4 protein-coding genes are annotated in these 18,170 nt (G+C 40.9%); all 4 read left to right on the top strand.

Features of this window, described 5'->3' with window-relative positions:
* Positions 1-72: 72 nt before the first annotated feature.
* Positions 73-6,894: a hypothetical protein gene (locus tag ACKWCD_RS14475; RefSeq protein WP_413984675.1), complete on the top strand. Its 6,822-nt coding sequence runs from the start codon at positions 73-75 to the stop codon at positions 6,892-6,894.
* Between the two features lie 31 nt (positions 6,895-6,925).
* Complete coding sequence (locus ACKWCD_RS14470) at positions 6,926-8,950, top strand: Ig-like domain-containing protein (protein WP_413984674.1); 2,025 nt, start codon at positions 6,926-6,928, stop codon at positions 8,948-8,950.
* Positions 8,951-8,953: 3 nt separating this feature from the next.
* Positions 8,954-9,907 carry a PorP/SprF family type IX secretion system membrane protein gene (locus ACKWCD_RS14465; RefSeq protein ID WP_413984673.1) on the top strand — a complete coding sequence of 318 codons (954 nt, stop codon included), beginning with the start codon at positions 8,954-8,956 and terminating at the stop codon, positions 9,905-9,907.
* A 72-nt stretch (positions 9,908-9,979) separates the two neighbouring features.
* Complete coding sequence (locus ACKWCD_RS14460) at positions 9,980-18,148, top strand: T9SS type B sorting domain-containing protein (protein ID WP_413984672.1); 8,169 nt, start codon at positions 9,980-9,982, stop codon at positions 18,146-18,148.
* The last annotated feature ends 22 nt before the right edge of the window (positions 18,149-18,170 follow it).

Genomic DNA, 18,170 nt, shown 5'->3' with positions numbered 1-18,170 from the left:
TTAATCGTCTATTGAATTATAACAATGAATAAAAATAAGTAGACAATACAATTTCTAAGTAAAGTAATGGTCATGAAGAAAATAATTGTAGTACTAACTTTTCTAATATCAGGTTTGGCATTTGCCCAAACCACGGTCACATTAGAAGATCAATGCAATTGCGAGGTTCTCAGTGGAACAGCCGTAACTACTCCTGGTACGGTAACCCCAGCAGGCGCAGATACCGGCGATATCTATGTGAATACCAATACAGGAACAATCTATTTTTGGGATGGTGATTCTTGGGAGCTGACCTCTTCCGATGATCAACAGGTTTTGAACTTTAGCTACGATGCTGCCACCAGAGGACTTACACTAGAACTAGAAAATGGAGGTGCTCCGATAACGGTAACACTCCCAGCAGAAACTATAACGACCATTACTGGAGCTGCTGCAACTGGAAACGCAGTAGGTGTTTATGAAAATGAAAATGGAGATTTGGTTACAATTAATGAAACAATTATAAGAATCGAAGATAACGCTGATGGTAACATCACTTTAATTAATGAAACAGGTGCAACTTTGACTGTTGCTAAATCAAATATTACTGACCGTGGGAATGGTACTTATGAATTCTCCAATAATAATGGTGCTAATGTAATTATCGACACCAACGGTGTAACAATTTTTGATACTATAACAGGAAATTTGATTGCTACCATAGCTAACCCCAATGGTACTTTTACTGAGATTAATGAAACAGTTACCACAATAGTAGAGAGTGCCAACGGAACATTCACATATACTGATGAGGATGGAAATCCCACCATTATCGATGTTACAAATTTAGAGACCTTGACGAGTCTTGTTTTAAATGGAGACAACACGAATTTAGATTATGAGGATGAAGATGGAAATACAACTCAGATAAACTTGACTGCCGCGGTACAAAACCTTGAAACAGTTACTACAATAGTAGAGAGTGCCAATGGAACGTTCACTTATACTGATGAGGATGGAAACCCCACCATTATCGATGTTACAAATTTAGAGACCTTGACGAGTCTTGTTTTAAATGGAGACAACACGAATTTAGATTATGAAGATGAGGATGGAAATACAACTCAGATAAACTTGACTGCCGCGGTACAAAACCTTGAAACTGTTACTACAATAGTAGAGAGTGCCAATGGAACGTTCACATATACTGATGAGGATGGAAATCCCACCATTATCGATGTTACAAATTTAGAGACCTTGACAAGTCTTGTTTTAAATGGAGACAATACGAATTTAGATTATGAAGATGAGGATGGAAATACGACTCAGATAAACTTGACTGCTGCGGTACAAAACCTTGAAACAGTTACTACAATAGTAGAGAGTGCCAATGGAACGTTCACTTATACTGATGAGGATGGAAATCCCACCATTATCGATGTTACAAATTTAGAGACCTTGACAAGTCTTGTTTTAAATGGAGACAATACGAATTTAGATTATGAAGATGAAGATGGAAATACGACTCAGATAAACTTGACTGCTGCGGTACAGAACCTTGAAACAGTTACTACAATAGTAGAGAGTGCCAACGGAACGTTCACTTATACTGATGAGGATGGAAATCCCACGATTATCGATGTTACAAATTTAGAGACCTTGACAAGTCTTGTTTTAAATGGAGACAATACGAATTTAGATTATGAAGATGAAGATGGAAATACGGCTCAGATAAACTTGACTGCTGCGGTACAGAACCTTGAAACAGTTACCACAATAGTAGAGAGTGCCAACGGGACATTCACTTATACTGATGAGGATGGAAATCCCACGATTATCGATGTTACAAATTTAGAGACCTTGACGAGTCTTGTTTTAAATGGAGACAATACGAATTTAGATTATGAAGATGAGGATGGAAATACAACTCAGATAAACTTGACTGCCGCGGTACAGAACCTAGAAACAGTTACTACACTTTCAACAGCCGATAATATAACATATACGTATACTTCCGAGGATACCACAACAACTTCATTTGATGGTACTGATGACCAAAATGCAATGCAGGTACCATTAAGTACAAATGTAGATGTAGATGGTGATTTGGTTGATGAAACAACTGTCCAAGAGGCAATTGAGGATTTAGCCACAAATAGTAGTGATGATCAAAACCTTACGGGAGCGACTTTAGATGCCCTAAATGAATTACAAATTGATATTGAAAACGGAAATTCAACAAGCGTTGATCTTTCATCACTAAGTGAAACTGTAGCTGCTGGAACAGGTGCTGTTACCGTAGTTGATGATGGCAATGGTAATTATACTGTAAATTCTACTGATCCTGATGAAGATTTAACAAACGAGCTTACCCTTGTTGGTACTGGTGCTCCAACCGTAACACCAACTAACACTGGTGTTACTTATGTTGATGATGCGGCAGGACAATTATATGTTTGGGATGGAACTTCATGGCAAGTAGTTGGTGGTAATGCCAGTCCCGATTTAGATCCAGACCCAACCAATGAAAGAAATACTGCTTTCAATGTAAACGCAGGTAATTTGAATATTACGGATAGTGGAGGAACATTATCAGTTCCAATAACTTCTTTAGGAACAGACGATCAAGATGCTACGGAAGTAAACTTGAATGCTGCAGTAGATGTTGATGGTGATGGAAATAACGAAACAACAGTTCAAGAAGCCATCGAAGATTTAGCTGCTGGAAGCAGTGACGACCAACAATTGGATGACCCGAACACGGTGTTCAATGCAGGAACGAACGAACTGACAATCGCTTTGGAAGATGGTGGAACAGCCACTGCTGACTTAAGCGCTTTGGACCAAGATGCAACCGAGGTAAACCTGAACGCAGCAGTAGATGTAGATGGTGACGGAAACAATGAAACAACTGTTCAAGAAGCCATCGAAGACTTGGCCGCTGGAAGCAGTGACGACCAACAATTGGATGACCCGAACACGGCTTTCAACTCAGGTACGAATACCTTGACTATTGCCTTGGAAGATGGAGGAACAGCGACTGCTGACTTGAGCGCATTGGACAATGATGACCAAGATGCTACAGAAGTAAATTTAAATGCCGCGGTAGATGTTGATGGTGATGGAAACAATGAAACAACGGTACAAGAAGCCATCGAAGATTTAGCTGCGGGAAGTTCGGATGACCAACAGTTGGACGATCCCAATACAGCTTTCAATGCAGGAACGAACGAACTGACAATCGCTTTGGAAGATGGTGGAACAGCAACTGCCGACTTGAGCGCATTGGACAATGATGACCAAGATGCTACAGAAGTAAACCTGAATGCGGCAGTCGATGTCGACGGCGATGGAAACAATGAAACAACTGTTCAAGAGGCAATCGAAGATTTAGCTGCTGGAAGCAGTGACGACCAACAATTGGATGACCCGAATACGGCTTTTAATACTACAAATGGTGAATTAACAGTAGCCCTTGAAGATGGTGGAACTGCAACAGCAGATTTAAGTAGTTTACAGAATCAGAATACTGATGAGCAAGATTTAAGCAATTCAGTTGTTACAGCAAATGAAAGTGTTGCAATTGAAATTACTAATGGTAACAATACAACAATCGATATTCGAGATGCTGATTCAGACGTAACAAATGAACTTTCTTTATTAGGTACAGGTGCTCCAACGGTAACTCCAAGCAACGCTGGTGTTACTTATGTTGACCAAACGGCGGGACAGTTATATGTCTTCAATGGTTTAGCCTGGGAAGCAGTGGGTGGTAACGCCAGTCCAGATTTAGATGGTGACCCAACCAATGAAAGAAATACTGCTTTCAATGTAAACGCAGGTAATTTGAATATTACGGATAGTGGAGGAACATTATCAGTTCCAATAACTTCTTTAGGCACAGACGACCAAGATGCTACCGAAGTAAACTTAAATGCGGCAATCGATGTTGATGGTGATGGAAACAATGAAACAACGGTTCAAGAAGCCATCGAAGACTTAGCTGCTGGAAGTACGGACGACCAACAGTTGGACGACCCAAATACTGCTTTCAACTCAGGTACGAATACCTTGACCATTGCATTGGAAGATGGTGGTACAGCCACTGCTGACTTAAGTGCATTGGACAATGACGACCAAGACGCTACCGAAGTGAACTTGAATACTGCAGTCGATGTTGATGGTGATGGAAACAATGAAACAACAGTTCAAGAAGCTATCGAAGATTTAGCAGCTGGAAGTACGGACGACCAACAATTGGACGACCCGAATACTGCTTTCAACTCAGGTACGAATACCTTGACCATTGCCTTAGAAGATGGTGGTACAGCCACAGCAGATCTAAGTGCATTAGACAATGACGACCAAGACGCTACCGAAGTGAACTTGAATACTGCAGTCGATGTTGATGGTGATGGAAACAATGAAACAACAGTTCAAGAAGCTATCGAAGACTTAGCAGCTGGAAGTACGGACGACCAACAATTGGACGACCCAAATACTGCTTTCAACTCAGGTACGAATACCTTGACCATTGCATTGGAAGATGGTGGTACAGCCACAGCAGATCTAAGTGCATTAGACAATGATGATCAAGATGCTACCGAAGTAAACTTAAATGCGGCAATCGATGTTGATGGTGATGGAAACAATGAAACAACGGTTCAAGAAGCCATCGAAGATTTAGCAGCAGGAAGTACTGACGACCAGGATATTAGTACTGATGGTACGGCCGGAAATATTTCCATTGAAGATGGGAACTCAATCACGTTGAATGTGAACGATGCTGATTCAAATATTGGTAACGAGTACAATACAGGTAGTGGCATTACTGCTGGTAGTGTTGAAATAACTGATGGCGGTGGTACCGAATCAGTAAACTTGATTAGTGCAGATGCTAATAATGATATTTCTGCTGGAACTGATGGAGCTTTATATTTAAATGTTGCCTCCGTGACCATTTCAGAGACTAATACAGCATTAGGTTTCAATGGTGCAACCAATGAATTGACGTATACCAATGAATTAGGGAACAATCCTGTAGTGAATTTATCATCTTTAGCAAATACTGATGAACAAGATTTAAGTAGTTCGGTAGTTACCGCAAATGAAAGTGTGGAAATACAAATAACAGGTGGTTCGAATACCACGATTGATATACGAGATGCAGATTCCGACCCAACAAATGAGATTGAACTTCCCACAGGAGGTACAAACGGACAAGTATTATCTACCGATGGCAGTAGTACCTATTCTTGGGTAGATCCCGATACAGGTCCTCAAGGCCCTGCAGGTCCTCAAGGACCAGCAGGATCAGACGGATCAGTAGGCCCACAAGGTCCAGCCGGTCCTACGGGTCCAGCGGGAGCTGATGGTGCAGATGGAACTAACGGTGTTGATGGTGCAATAGGCCCACAAGGCCCAGCCGGTCCTACGGGTCCAGCAGGAGCTGATGGCGCAGATGGTGTAGACGGAGCAATAGGTCCTCAAGGTCCAGCAGGAGCAGATGGTGCAATAGGCCCACAAGGCCCAGCCGGTCCTACGGGTCCAGCAGGAGCTGATGGCGCAGATGGTGTAGACGGAGCAATAGGCCCACAAGGTCCAGCCGGTCCTACGGGTCCAGCGGGAGCTGATGGTGCAGATGGAACTAACGGTGTTGATGGTGCAATAGGCCCACAAGGTCCAGCCGGTCCTGCGGGTCCAGCAGGAGCTGATGGTGCAGATGGAACTAACGGTGTTGATGGTGCAATAGGCCCACAAGGTCCAGCCGGTCCTACGGGTCCAACCGGAGCTCAAGGTCCACAAGGTAATGTTGGTCCTGCAGGCCCAGCGGGTCCAGCCGGTCCGACGGGAGCAACGGGTGCACAAGGTCCAGCCGGAGCCACAGGCCCTCAAGGTCCAGCAGGCGACCCAGCTACTGATGACCAGACATTATCAACTAATTCGAATCCTGGCCATATAGCTATTTCAGGAGGAAATAACATTACACTAAACGTAAACGATGCTGATTCAAATATTGGTAACGAGTACAACACAGCATTCGGAATTGTTGGCAGCAACCTTCGATTAACAGATGGTGGTGGTGACCGAGATGTGCCATTGGCGTCCTTTTCAGACCACGACTGGTACGAAGTAGGAGGTACATCTGCACCAGATGCAATAGGAGACAATATTTTCACACAAGGAACAGTTGCCATTGGTAGAACTACAGTTACAGCTAATCGTGCACTTGATGTAGAAGGTAACATTGAAATGAATGATTTCCTATATATGAATGGAGATCTTGCACTTAGGGGGAACGATGGATATCTAAGGTTGAATCCTAACGGTAATTTTGGTTCTGGCACATTTATAAATAATTATTTAAGAGTAGATGATCGTATGACGGTTAATGAAAGTGGTAATAATAATGATATGCGAGTAGAAGGTCAAAATGATATTAATCTTTTGTTTACTGACGCTTCAACAGACCAAGTTGGTATTGGCTTAAATAACCCTGAAGCCAAGTTAGATGTAAATGGTAATGCGCGGGTACGTACGTTACCTGCTGCTGCCGACACCGATCAACTTGTTTCGGCAGATGTAGATGGTAACCTTAGGAAGGTAAACTCTTTGAAAGCTTCAAAAGTTTTCTATCCACCGTCGATTGAGATAGATGCATCTGCAAACGGTACGTTTATGATTGACTTATATGCGCAGTATATCGCACAGTTTGGCTCTCCGGTTGTAAGTAGTGCTGGAACTATTCCAACTTACTTGCCTGCGGAATTGGACTATCATGTGACCTACGCTGATCCTACAGTATTTAATACAGCTACTATGTTAATCAATGCTGCAGGTGAATTAACGTATACCGTAATTGCTCAGCCAACAGATTATAACACCTTAATTAATGTTGTATTTGTAGTAAAATAAATAACAAAAAACAAAACGATCCCAAATCGAATTGAAAGTAACCCCTACATATAAAAAACTATTCCTCAGCTTTGTTTTTATCTTGCTGGGGATTGTTGTATCCAATGCCCAACATGTTTTGCGGGTACCAGCGGACACTCCTACTGAAACTAGGACCAATTTTCGATGGTATGAGGCGTCAGATACAAGTACGGTTCTCAGTACAGACTCTTTTTTGGAAGTAACTGATCGCGGGGTTTATTTTGCCTTGTACGATGGTACTATTTGCGGAAGAAATGCATCAAGTTACTTTATACTTACCAACTGTAATTCTCCCTTTAATGAAGTAACACTAGATATTACTGATAATACAAATAATGTATCTCCAAGTGCTACATTGACTTGGAATCCTTCTGTTACTGGAGATCAAACGCGCCCAACAGTAATTGCTACTGAAATGCCAATTAAATATCAAGCTACAATTACCAAGGTGGGAAACAGTTTTGATTTACCCAGTTTTACTGTAGTATGTATTTATGAAGCAGCAACTTTAGTTGATGACGTAGTCACTACGGATGAGGATGTTTCTGTTACAATCGATATTTATGATAACGATTCAGACTTGCCTGACGAAGGTTCATTAATGACTACAAACCCTACAAATGGTACCGTAATCGTTGATAATAATGGGACCCCAAATAATCCTATAGATGATATCGTGACCTATATTCCTAATCCAGATTATAATGGCCCTGATTCTTTTGACTATACCGTTTGTAACATCTTTGGCGATTGTAGTACAGCCACTGTAAATATTGATGTGCTTCCTATTCTTGATGCCATTGATGATTTTGTGGCAACTCCTGAAGATACACCAATTGATATTCCTATTCTCGATAATGATAATGATATACCTTCTACAATAACATTAACAACAACAAATCCTTCAGATGGAACAATTACAATAAATGATGGAGGAACTCCTACCAACTTTACCGACGATTCTGTTATCTATACACCGAATACTGGTTTCTTAGGTGTTGATACTTTCACATATACTATTTGCGATACTGCTGGCAACTGTGAGACAGCTACGGTTACTGTTGTTGTTACTGATGTCATAGACTTAGATTCTGATGATGATGGAATCCTTGATAATATTGAAGATTTAGACGCAGACAATGATGGTGACCCAACAACAAACCCAACCGATACCGATAGTGATGGTATTCCAGATTACTTAGATATTGATAGTGATAATGATGGTATTCCTGACAACGTAGAAGCGCAAACAACAGATGGATATATTCCGCCTAGTGGTGAAGACCGAAATACCAATGGTCTTGATGATGCCTATGAAGAAAATGGCAATTTAGGAGTATTCCCAGTTGATACAGATAATGACCTAATTGCAGACTACCTTGATGAAGATAGTGACAATGATAATGTACCGGATTACATTGAGGGTCATGATCACAATCAAGATGGAATTCCCGATGTGGTAATTATAGGGTCTGATAAAGATTTAGATGGATTGGATGATGCCTACGAAGGTGATACCCAAATTGATTTAGATGTTAATGATGAAATAGACGACCCTTATAATGACTTGCCTAATACTGATGGTGACAATGAATCAGATTATAGGGATACCGATGATGATGATGATGAAATTGATACCATTAATGAAGATATAAATGGTGATGGTAACTATGCAAATGATGATGAGGACGGTGACGGCATACCTGATTATTTAGATCGTCCGGACCCTGAAGAAATTGAGATTTTTAATGTGATAACACCTAATGGGGATGGTATCCACGATACCTTAACAATTTCAGGATTAGAGAATTATCCAGTTAACACAATTCGAATATACAACCGCTGGGGAGTTTTAGTCTATACAACAAATGCCTACAACACTCAAGGGAATGTCTTTGATGGAACGTCCCTAGGTAGAGTGACAGTTCAAGTAGATAACAAGTTACCAGTGGGTACGTACTTCTATATTTTAGATTACGAAGATGTGAATGGCAATACCAAATCATTATCAGGGTACTTATACCTAAATAGATAAGTTATGAGATTTAAAATAAAAAAAGACATACCTTCTAGTGCGAGATTAGTGAAAATTCTCTTGCTACTATTGATCTCAGGTACTTCATTGTATGCACAACAAGATGCCCAGTATACCCAGTATATGTACAATACAGTAAGTGTAAATCCTGGTTATGCAGGTTCTAGAGGTCATTTAAGTGTAGGTGCATTACACCGTTCTCAATGGGTTGGTCTAGATGGGGCACCTACAACGCAAACATTTAATATTCATTCTCCGGTGGGTTATAGGGGTGTTGGGCTAGGTCTCTCCGTTGTAAATGATAGAATAGGCCCTACATCTGAAACTAATTTTGATATTGATTTTTCATATACTTTGTACCTCTCTAAAGAAGCAAGATTAAGCTTTGGACTAAAAGCAGGAGGTAATCTTTTAGATGTTAAGTTCTCTGAGCTTAATCAATTTACTACAGACCCTTCACTAGCGGTTGATATTGATAACAGATTTTCACCAAATTTCGGTGCAGGAGTATATTATCATAATGAGCATTTTTATGCCGGACTTTCCGTGCCTCGGTTTTTACAAACAGCACATTTTGACGAATCCTCTTTATCAACTGCCAAAGAACAAATGAATTTTTATTTCATTACTGGTTATGTTTGGGATTTGAATGACTTTCTAAAGTTCAAACCAACCTTACTAACAAAAGTTGTACAAGGAGCTCCCTTACAGGTTGATTTATCTGCAAATTTTATGCTTAATGATAAGTTCATATTAGGAGCTGCATATCGCTGGGATGCCGCAGTTAGTGGGATGCTTGGATTCAATATTTCTGAAGGTTTCTTAATTGGCCTTGGCTATGATAGAGAAGTTACCGAGTTAGGTAATGCCGCGTTTAATGATGGCTCTTTTGAGGTAATTTTACGCTATGATTTTATCAAAACCAAAGGTCAAATGAAATCACCTAGATTTTTCTAAAAAAGTTTAATGAGAACATATTGAGGTTTAAGAACGCTAAATGAATAAAAGTATGAGTAGTTAAAAAGAACAATGTTTCTGCCAAACACTAACCAATATCCCTCGTTTTATAAACGCTTAAGCTTGTTTGCTTTTGCGGTTCTTTTGTGTTTTGTTAATTTCTCTTTTTCTCAGGTACCTTCAAATGATGATTTTTCAAACCCTATTGACCTTACTGGCCTTATAAACAACTGTTCTTCAGATGCGGCATATACAACTTTGAACGCAACCCCTGATTTGAACGCAGGTTCTTGTTGGGCAGATGGTCCGAATGCAAATGTTTGGTTTAGTTTTGTGGCAACGGCAACGGGCACTATTCAGGTTAACATGGATCGGGGAAATACCAAGGGGGATTTACGATTTGCCTACATGACTTTATGGGATGCCGATTGCGTAACTGAACTTGCCTGTAGTACCTTTGTTGATGCACATGATGATATATCTCTATTATATTCGGGATTAACTTCGGGTGGAACCTATCATATTTCTGTAGATAGAAGATATACCACTGTTAACGATGACTTTACCTTATGTCTAAGTGATCAGGCAACAAATGACTATTTGGAAGGCGCGACGAATATCGATGCGCACATGAACGGTTGTTCAGCAGATGCCGAATTCAGTACTTTGGCAGCGACACGTGATCGCAACGCTGCTTCTTGTTGGCCAAATGTTGTAGGTCCTGGACCTTATCGAAATGTTTGGTTTGCAGTTACTGCCCCATCAACTGGAACTATTGAAGTGAAGTTGGATCGGGGAGGTGTAAAAGGAATGTTGAGAACGGCATATATGGCACTTTGGGAAGCTGACGGCATCACGGAAGTATCCTGTAATAGCTACCGTATAGGTAGCGATTATGATGACATTTCTATGTTGGCGACTGGTCTAATTACTGGAAATATATACTATATATCCGTTGACAATACTTATATAAATGAGCCTGATGATTTCACCTTATGTTTAAGTGATCAGCCTACAAATGATTATTATGAGGGGGCTACCAATATAACTTCTTTGATTGGGAGTTGTTCCGCGGATGAAGCATTTACCACTTTAGGTAATACTTTTGACAGGAACACCGGGTCATGCTGGCCCGCTCCTGTGGAACATAATACTTGGTTCCAGTTCACAGCACCTTCTACCGGAAGAATCGAAGTTAATCTTGATAGTGGAGGAGCACAAGGAACATTGAGACATGCTTATATGGCTTTATGGGATACCGATGGTACAACCGAATTAGCCTGTACATCTTATGTGGATCCTGATGATGACCTCTCAATGCAGTATTTAAGTCTTACAGCAGGAAATACCTATTACGTTTCAGTTGATAACAGATACGTCACTACAACCGAAACTTTTGCACTTTGCTTAGATGCGCTGTATGATTATGATTTTTATGAAGGGGCTCATGATGTGACCTCCTTAATCAACAGTTGTTCTGCTGATGAACAATTCAGTACTGTAGGTGCTACTCCTGACAGAAATGCAGGAAGCAATTGGAACAATAGCGGCCCTCTTCATAATCGTTGGTTTAGATTCACTGCCCCTCCTTCTGGTGAAATCAATGTTGTTGTAGATCGAGGTGGTACTAAGGGCGCACAACGCTATACCCAGATTGCTTTATGGGAGTCAGATGGCACAACCGAAATAAAGAGTGAACAGTATGCTTATCAAAATGAAGATACCGATTTGGGTTATGTCGGGTTGACCCCAGGCAATACCTACTACATTTCAGTTGATGTCTTGGGGGCGAGTTCTGTTGGCACATTTACCCTCTGTCTGCAAGATGAGGTGGATTATGATTTTTATGAAGGTGCCATAGACATAACGTCATTTATGAACTCTTGTTCACCCGATGCCCAATACGATACGCGTGGTGCAACACCAGATAGAAACGCAGGAAGCGATTGGGGTGGAGGACCAGGTTACAACAGATGGTTTAAATTCACAGCCCCTACAACCGGGCAAATTCATATAGTAGTTGACGTACAAGGCGTCAAAGGCACGCAAAGGTATTCTAAAATGGCACTTTGGGAAGCCGACGGCCTAACTGAAATTCGAAGTGAACGTTGGCATCTACAGAATGGTGATATTGATATTGGTCATATAGGTTTAGTACCTGGTAACGAATACTTTATTTCGGTTGATGCCCAAGCCTCAAGTTCTGCTGGTACCTTTACCATGTGCATTCAAGATCAAGTTGATTACGATTTTTATGAGGGTGCCAGGAACATCACTAGTTTTATAAATAATTGTTCTCCTTCAGGAGGATACGATACACGAGGTGCCTCAGCAGATTTAAATCCGGGCACCGAATGGGGCAGTGGACCTGTATCAAATAGATGGTTTCAATTTGTCGCTCCGACAACAGGGGAAATTCATATTGTAGTAAATAGAAGTGGTGGTACTGCCCAGCGATATGCTCTGATGGCACTATGGGAAGCTGACGGAGTTACCGAGGTAACTAGCGAGCGTTTTTGGTCCCAAAATGACAATATTGATATGGGTTGGCCAAATCTGGTACCGGGCAATACGTATTATATTTCGGTGGATGGCGTAGCGACTAGTTCGGCTGGAACCTTCAACTTGTGTCTTCAAGACAGGGTCGATTATGATTTCTATGAAGGCGCTGAAGACATTACGGGGTATTTACATAGTAGTACGCCAGATGCAATTTATAGCACTTACGGAGCTTCCCCGGATCGAAGTGCCGGATCTAATTGGAACGGTGGCCCGACAATAAATCGCTGGTTCAGCTTCACCGCTCCAGTTGGTGGCGAACGAATGGAAATTACACTAGACATCGGAGGGGCAAAAGGAACACAACAATTTTCGCAATTGGCACTTTGGCAATCCGACGGTACTACCGAGATAGCTAGCGCAAGATGGAACCTTCCAGATGATGATATTACGCTTGCTGCTTCGAATCTTGTGGCAGGAAATACCTACTACATCTCTGTAGATGCATTTGCTATTAGCTCCGCAGGAAGTTTCACGTTGTCCATGCAACCTTTGGGTCCAGATTTAGATGGGGATGGGGTGTCTGATATTGATGATTTAGATGATGATAATGATGGTATTTTAGATGTTGTTGAGGGATGTGAAAATACTGATATTGACAATACCGTGGGTATAGGAAATAATGTTGTAAACTCAACATATAATCTTGTTGGTACTGATTTGACCTATACCTTAAATAACCCTGACAATGTTGAAATATTTGGTTATGATGCGGGTCTCAACGGTCATAGTATTCGATTAAGAGGTGACTCCGGACAGTCCGGTACCCTTACTTCCGAATATAGTACCCCAATATCGCATGTTTTTTTCAAGATGGCCGATTTTGATAATAATACGCGGTGTACAATTAACGTGTTCGATGAAAATAATGTGTTGTACGATCTTACTTTTGAAGGAGTTGCATCTTTAGGATCAATCATTACACAAACCGGAAATCTTTTTGTAGCAGATGCAATTGACGTAGATGGTAACAATCCAGCCGAAGATATGCTAGGATCAATAGTTTTCTATTTTGAAAGACAAGTCAGTAGAATTGAACTGAACTTTGAATATCCATCAGATTCATCAACACGGTTTACTCAACCTATTTATTGTATCTCTGATAGTGATAATGATGGTTTAACAGATCATCGCGATTTAGATAGTGATAATGATGGATTACCTGACAATGTTGAGGCACAAACTACAATTGGTTATGTTCCACCAAATTCAGATGATGCAGCAACCTATTTAGCAAACAATGGTGTGAATTCAGCCTATTTGGGTGGATTAACACCTACCAATACCGATACACAAGATAATCCAGATTACTTAGATATTGATTCAGATAATGAGGGAGGTACTGATACTACGGAAGCGCAAATAACTTTGCTAAATACCGATTCTGATAATGACGGGCTCGATGATGCCACTGATGCAACATCTGATTATTCTGATGTAGGCGGAACCATAGACAATCCTTTAAACGCACCAATCGCACTACCAGATTCTGATAGCGATGCTACATCGGCTGGTGATGTTGATTTTAGAGACGCTTTAGACGATAGCTTGGATACTGATAATGACGGTGTTTCTGATTCTGTAGATTTAGACGATGACAATGATGGTATTTTAGATAGTAGCGAAAACACTTGCCCTCCCATTAGTGCAGGTCAGAACCTTCTCTCTAATACGAATGCTTTACAAAATGCCAATACGGTTTTGGAGGCCGGAATCAAATATAACTTCAATATAGAAAATGTATCATCTTCAGGTATTTTATCAGGAGTTGCGATAGATGGTCCATTTGCAGGAGAAAATATTAATATTTATTTGACCAATACTACTGAAGGGGGAGTTGTGTTTAATGGTCTTACGGCGGTATATAATTCTGATTTTACCTACAATGCTGGTTCGTCTGCCGGAAGCGGTGGTCTGACCAATGGAGGATTCTATGTTTTTTATGCTATTGTAGATACGAATTCAAACGGCACTTATGAAAACGGAATTGATGAACTAGTAGGGCCTGTAGACCCTCTTGTAATAGGAAGTTTGCCAATTTCTACAGCCACAGGAGACTTATATTTTTATTATAACGATAGCATTTTAGGGGATAATCTAGCAAACATCGATTACGGTATAGCAATTGTCGAATGTGATGCAGATGGTGATGGAGTTCCAAATTCAACAGATTTAGATACCGATAATGATGGAATTTTAGATATTATTGAAGCAGGTCATTCAGAGGTGGATGCTGATAACGATGGACAAATCGATGGATCATCCGCGGATTTTGGTGCCAATGGTTTGTTTAACAGTATAGAATCTGATGATTCTCAGGGAGCAACAGTGACGTATTCAATATCAGAAAGCTCTGATGATATTGATACGATACCCGATTTCTTGGATTTAGATAGTGATGGGGATGGTATTCCCGACAATGTTGAGGCCCAAACAACCTTGGGTTATGTTGCTCCAACCGCCGATGATGTTGCTACTTATTTGGCAAATGATGGTGTAAATTCTTCCTATTTAGGAGGCCTCAATCCGACAAATACTGATACTACCGATGATCCAGATTATTTAGATGTTGATTCTGATAACGAAGGGGGAACAGATACTTTAGAAGCGCAAATAACGCTTTTGAATATTGATTCTGACAATGATGGACTCGATGATGCCACCGATGCAACACCTAATTATTCGGATGTCGGCGGAACTATAGACGATCCACTTGCTGGCGCTATCATTTTATTGGATACCGATAAGGATGCCAATTCGGGCGGAGATGTCGATTTTAGAGATGCCCAAGATGATCGCTTAGACACCGATACCGATGGCATTGCTGATGCTATTGACTTAGATGACGATAATGACGGCATACTCGATTCGGAAGAATTGAATGTGATAATAGGTAATACGCAACCGGATTGTACGGGCGAGACCATTCTTGATTTTAGTACTGCACCTATCTTGGAGTCAGGCACAGCCTTGATGCAAGGGGCAGTGTATCGTTTTCCAAATGTTACAGCAGGCTCCGATGCCTTGGTAACTATTGTTGAAACCTTTAACGCATCTGTTGCTGATATTGACAATAACTCCGCAGAAGCTCAGGCGTTTCGTCCTAGAACCGCCTTTGATATATCAAATGTTGGTAAAGAGGGATATATAGAATACAGAATACAGTTTGTTAACTCAGGAGGAACAACGCCGGTTATAGTTTCAAAGTTCTTCATCAATGTCAACGATACTGACGGAAATGTGGATTATAGTGAGGAGATTTATGTTGAAAACCCAACCAACTATATCATATCAAATCCTAGTGATTTATCAGTTTCGTATGAATTTCCTTGGATTGTTGCTACGGGCGGAACAAACGAATACCCCGGTGCAGGAAATACCAATCCGCAGGCCAATTTTGGCATAAATTATGAAAACCGTTCTGAAATTCGATTTAGAGCGGGTATTACCACTATTGTCCCCGCAGTTGCAGCTTCAGGTAGAGAGCATAATCTCGATTTCAGGTGTACGACGAATTATATAAATCCAGAGATTTATGTTTTGGATAGCGATGAAGACGGTTATCCTAACCCTATTGATTTAGATAGTGATAATGACGGCGTATTGGACGTGGTTGAAGCGGGTCATGGTCAAACTCATAGTCTCGGGAGAATACTCGGATCCGTTGGTGCCGATGGTATTCCGGATAGTGTGCAATCAGATCCAGATACTGGAATGGTGAATTACGCTATTGGAGAGAGTATTGATGATATAGACATAATTCCTAATTATGTTGACTTAGATGCTGACGGCGATGGTATTCCAGATAATGTTGAAGCGCAGACAACCATTGGTTATCTTCCTCCAGATGGAACGGTTGATAGCAATGGAGTTGATACAGCATATCCAAATGGACTAACACCAACAAATACGGATTCACAAGATAATCCTGATTACCTAGACATAAATTCTGATAATGAAGGCGGTGATGATACCGTAGAGATGGCACTTACACTAAGTGGAAATGATGTAGATAATGATGGTTTAGACGATGCGACTGATACGACTGTCGATTATTCAGATGCCGGAGGAACAATTGACAACTTGTTGACAGCTCCTATAATCGCTCCAGACAATGATGATGATGCTACAACAGGTGGTGATGTTGACTTTAGGGATGCGCCCGACAATGACAATGACGGTATACCCGATGATGTTGATATGGATGATGATAACGATGGTATTCCAGATGATGTAGAAGATATAGACAACGACGGTGACAATGACCCTTCAACAGATCCGACCGATACTGACAATGATGGTGTTTGGGATTATATTGATTTGGACGCTGATAATGATGGAATTCCTGATAATGTTGAAGCTCAGACTACGGTTGGTTATATCGCTCCAAATGGAGTGGTGAACGCCAACGGATTTGACACGGCCTATCCAACGGGAATCATTCCAACGAACACCGATGGAATGGATACTCCTGATTATATTGATACTGATTCTGATAATGAAAGTGGAAACGACACCGAAGAGGCAGGCATAACCTTGACAGGTAATGACGCGGATAATGATGGTTTGGATGATGCTACCGATGCTACTCCCGATTATACCGATGTTGGCGGTACAATCGATGACCCTTTAACGGCACCGGTAATCTTACCAGATTTGGATAACGATGCAAATACGGGCGGAGATGTAGACTTCAGAGATTCTGCGGATGACAGGGTAATTGATTTGGACAGTGATGATGATGGTATCCTGGATAGCTTTGAAGATTTAAATGAAGATGGAGATAATGACCCATCAACGAACCCTACAAACTCAGACGGCGACGCGAATCCTGATTATTTGGATATTGATAGTGATGATGATGGTATTCCCGATAATGTAGAGGCCCAAACCACACCTGGATATATTTCGCCAAGTTTAGATGACACAAATAACAATGGTGTTGATGACGCTTACGAAACTGGAGGAAATATCGGAATAATTCCTGTAAATACAGATGGCGAAGACCTCCCCGATTACTTAGATACAGATTCAGACAATGATAACGTCCCTGATAGTATTGAAGGAAATGATGCCAACCATGACGGTATTCCAGATGTAGTCTTTATCGGTTCAGATAAAGATAATGATGGACTCGATGATAGTTTTGAAGGTACTGACCAAATCGATATCGATGTCAATGACGAAATCGATGACCCCTTAAACGATTTGCCAAATACAGATGGTGATAATGAACCAGATTATCGTGATATCGATGATGACGATGATGAAATTAATACCATAGATGAAGATATTAATGGAGACGGAGATTACGCTAATGATGATACCGACTTTGACGGGACTCCAGATTATTTAGACCCTGACCCACCACTGGCGCTTGAAGATGTTGAGGTATTTAACGTGGTCACTCCAAATGGTGACGGTGCTCACGACTACCTGATCATAACAGGTCTTGATCTACGCTCAAATAATACGCTTGAAATTTACAATAGATGGGGTATACTGATATACTCAACTACGTCATACAACTCAAATGGAAACGCTTTTGATGGTACTTCTAAGGCTAGAGCAACGTATAATTCAAGTGAAAAACTACCTGTTGGAACCTATTTTTATATTTTGAATTACGAAGATTTAGATGGTTCAAATAAAACATTGTCTGGACATCTTTATTTGAACTAAAAGGTTCTCTAGGCCTACAAAA

This window comes from Maribacter taeanensis (assembly GCF_047345145.1).
GTDB lineage: Bacteria > Bacteroidota > Bacteroidia > Flavobacteriales > Flavobacteriaceae > Maribacter_C.
Note: the sequence above shows the minus strand (reverse complement) of the source record. Positions and strands in the feature narration are given on the sequence as shown.

Coding starts and splice junctions, on each gene's coding strand:
- ACKWCD_RS14475 (WP_413984675.1), top strand. CDS start 73: ATGAAGAAAATAATTGTAGTACTAACTTTTCTAATATCAGGTTTGGCA.
- ACKWCD_RS14465 (WP_413984673.1), top strand. CDS start 8,954: ATGAGATTTAAAATAAAAAAAGACATACCTTCTAGTGCGAGATTAGTG.
- ACKWCD_RS14460 (WP_413984672.1), top strand. CDS start 9,980: ATGTTTCTGCCAAACACTAACCAATATCCCTCGTTTTATAAACGCTTA.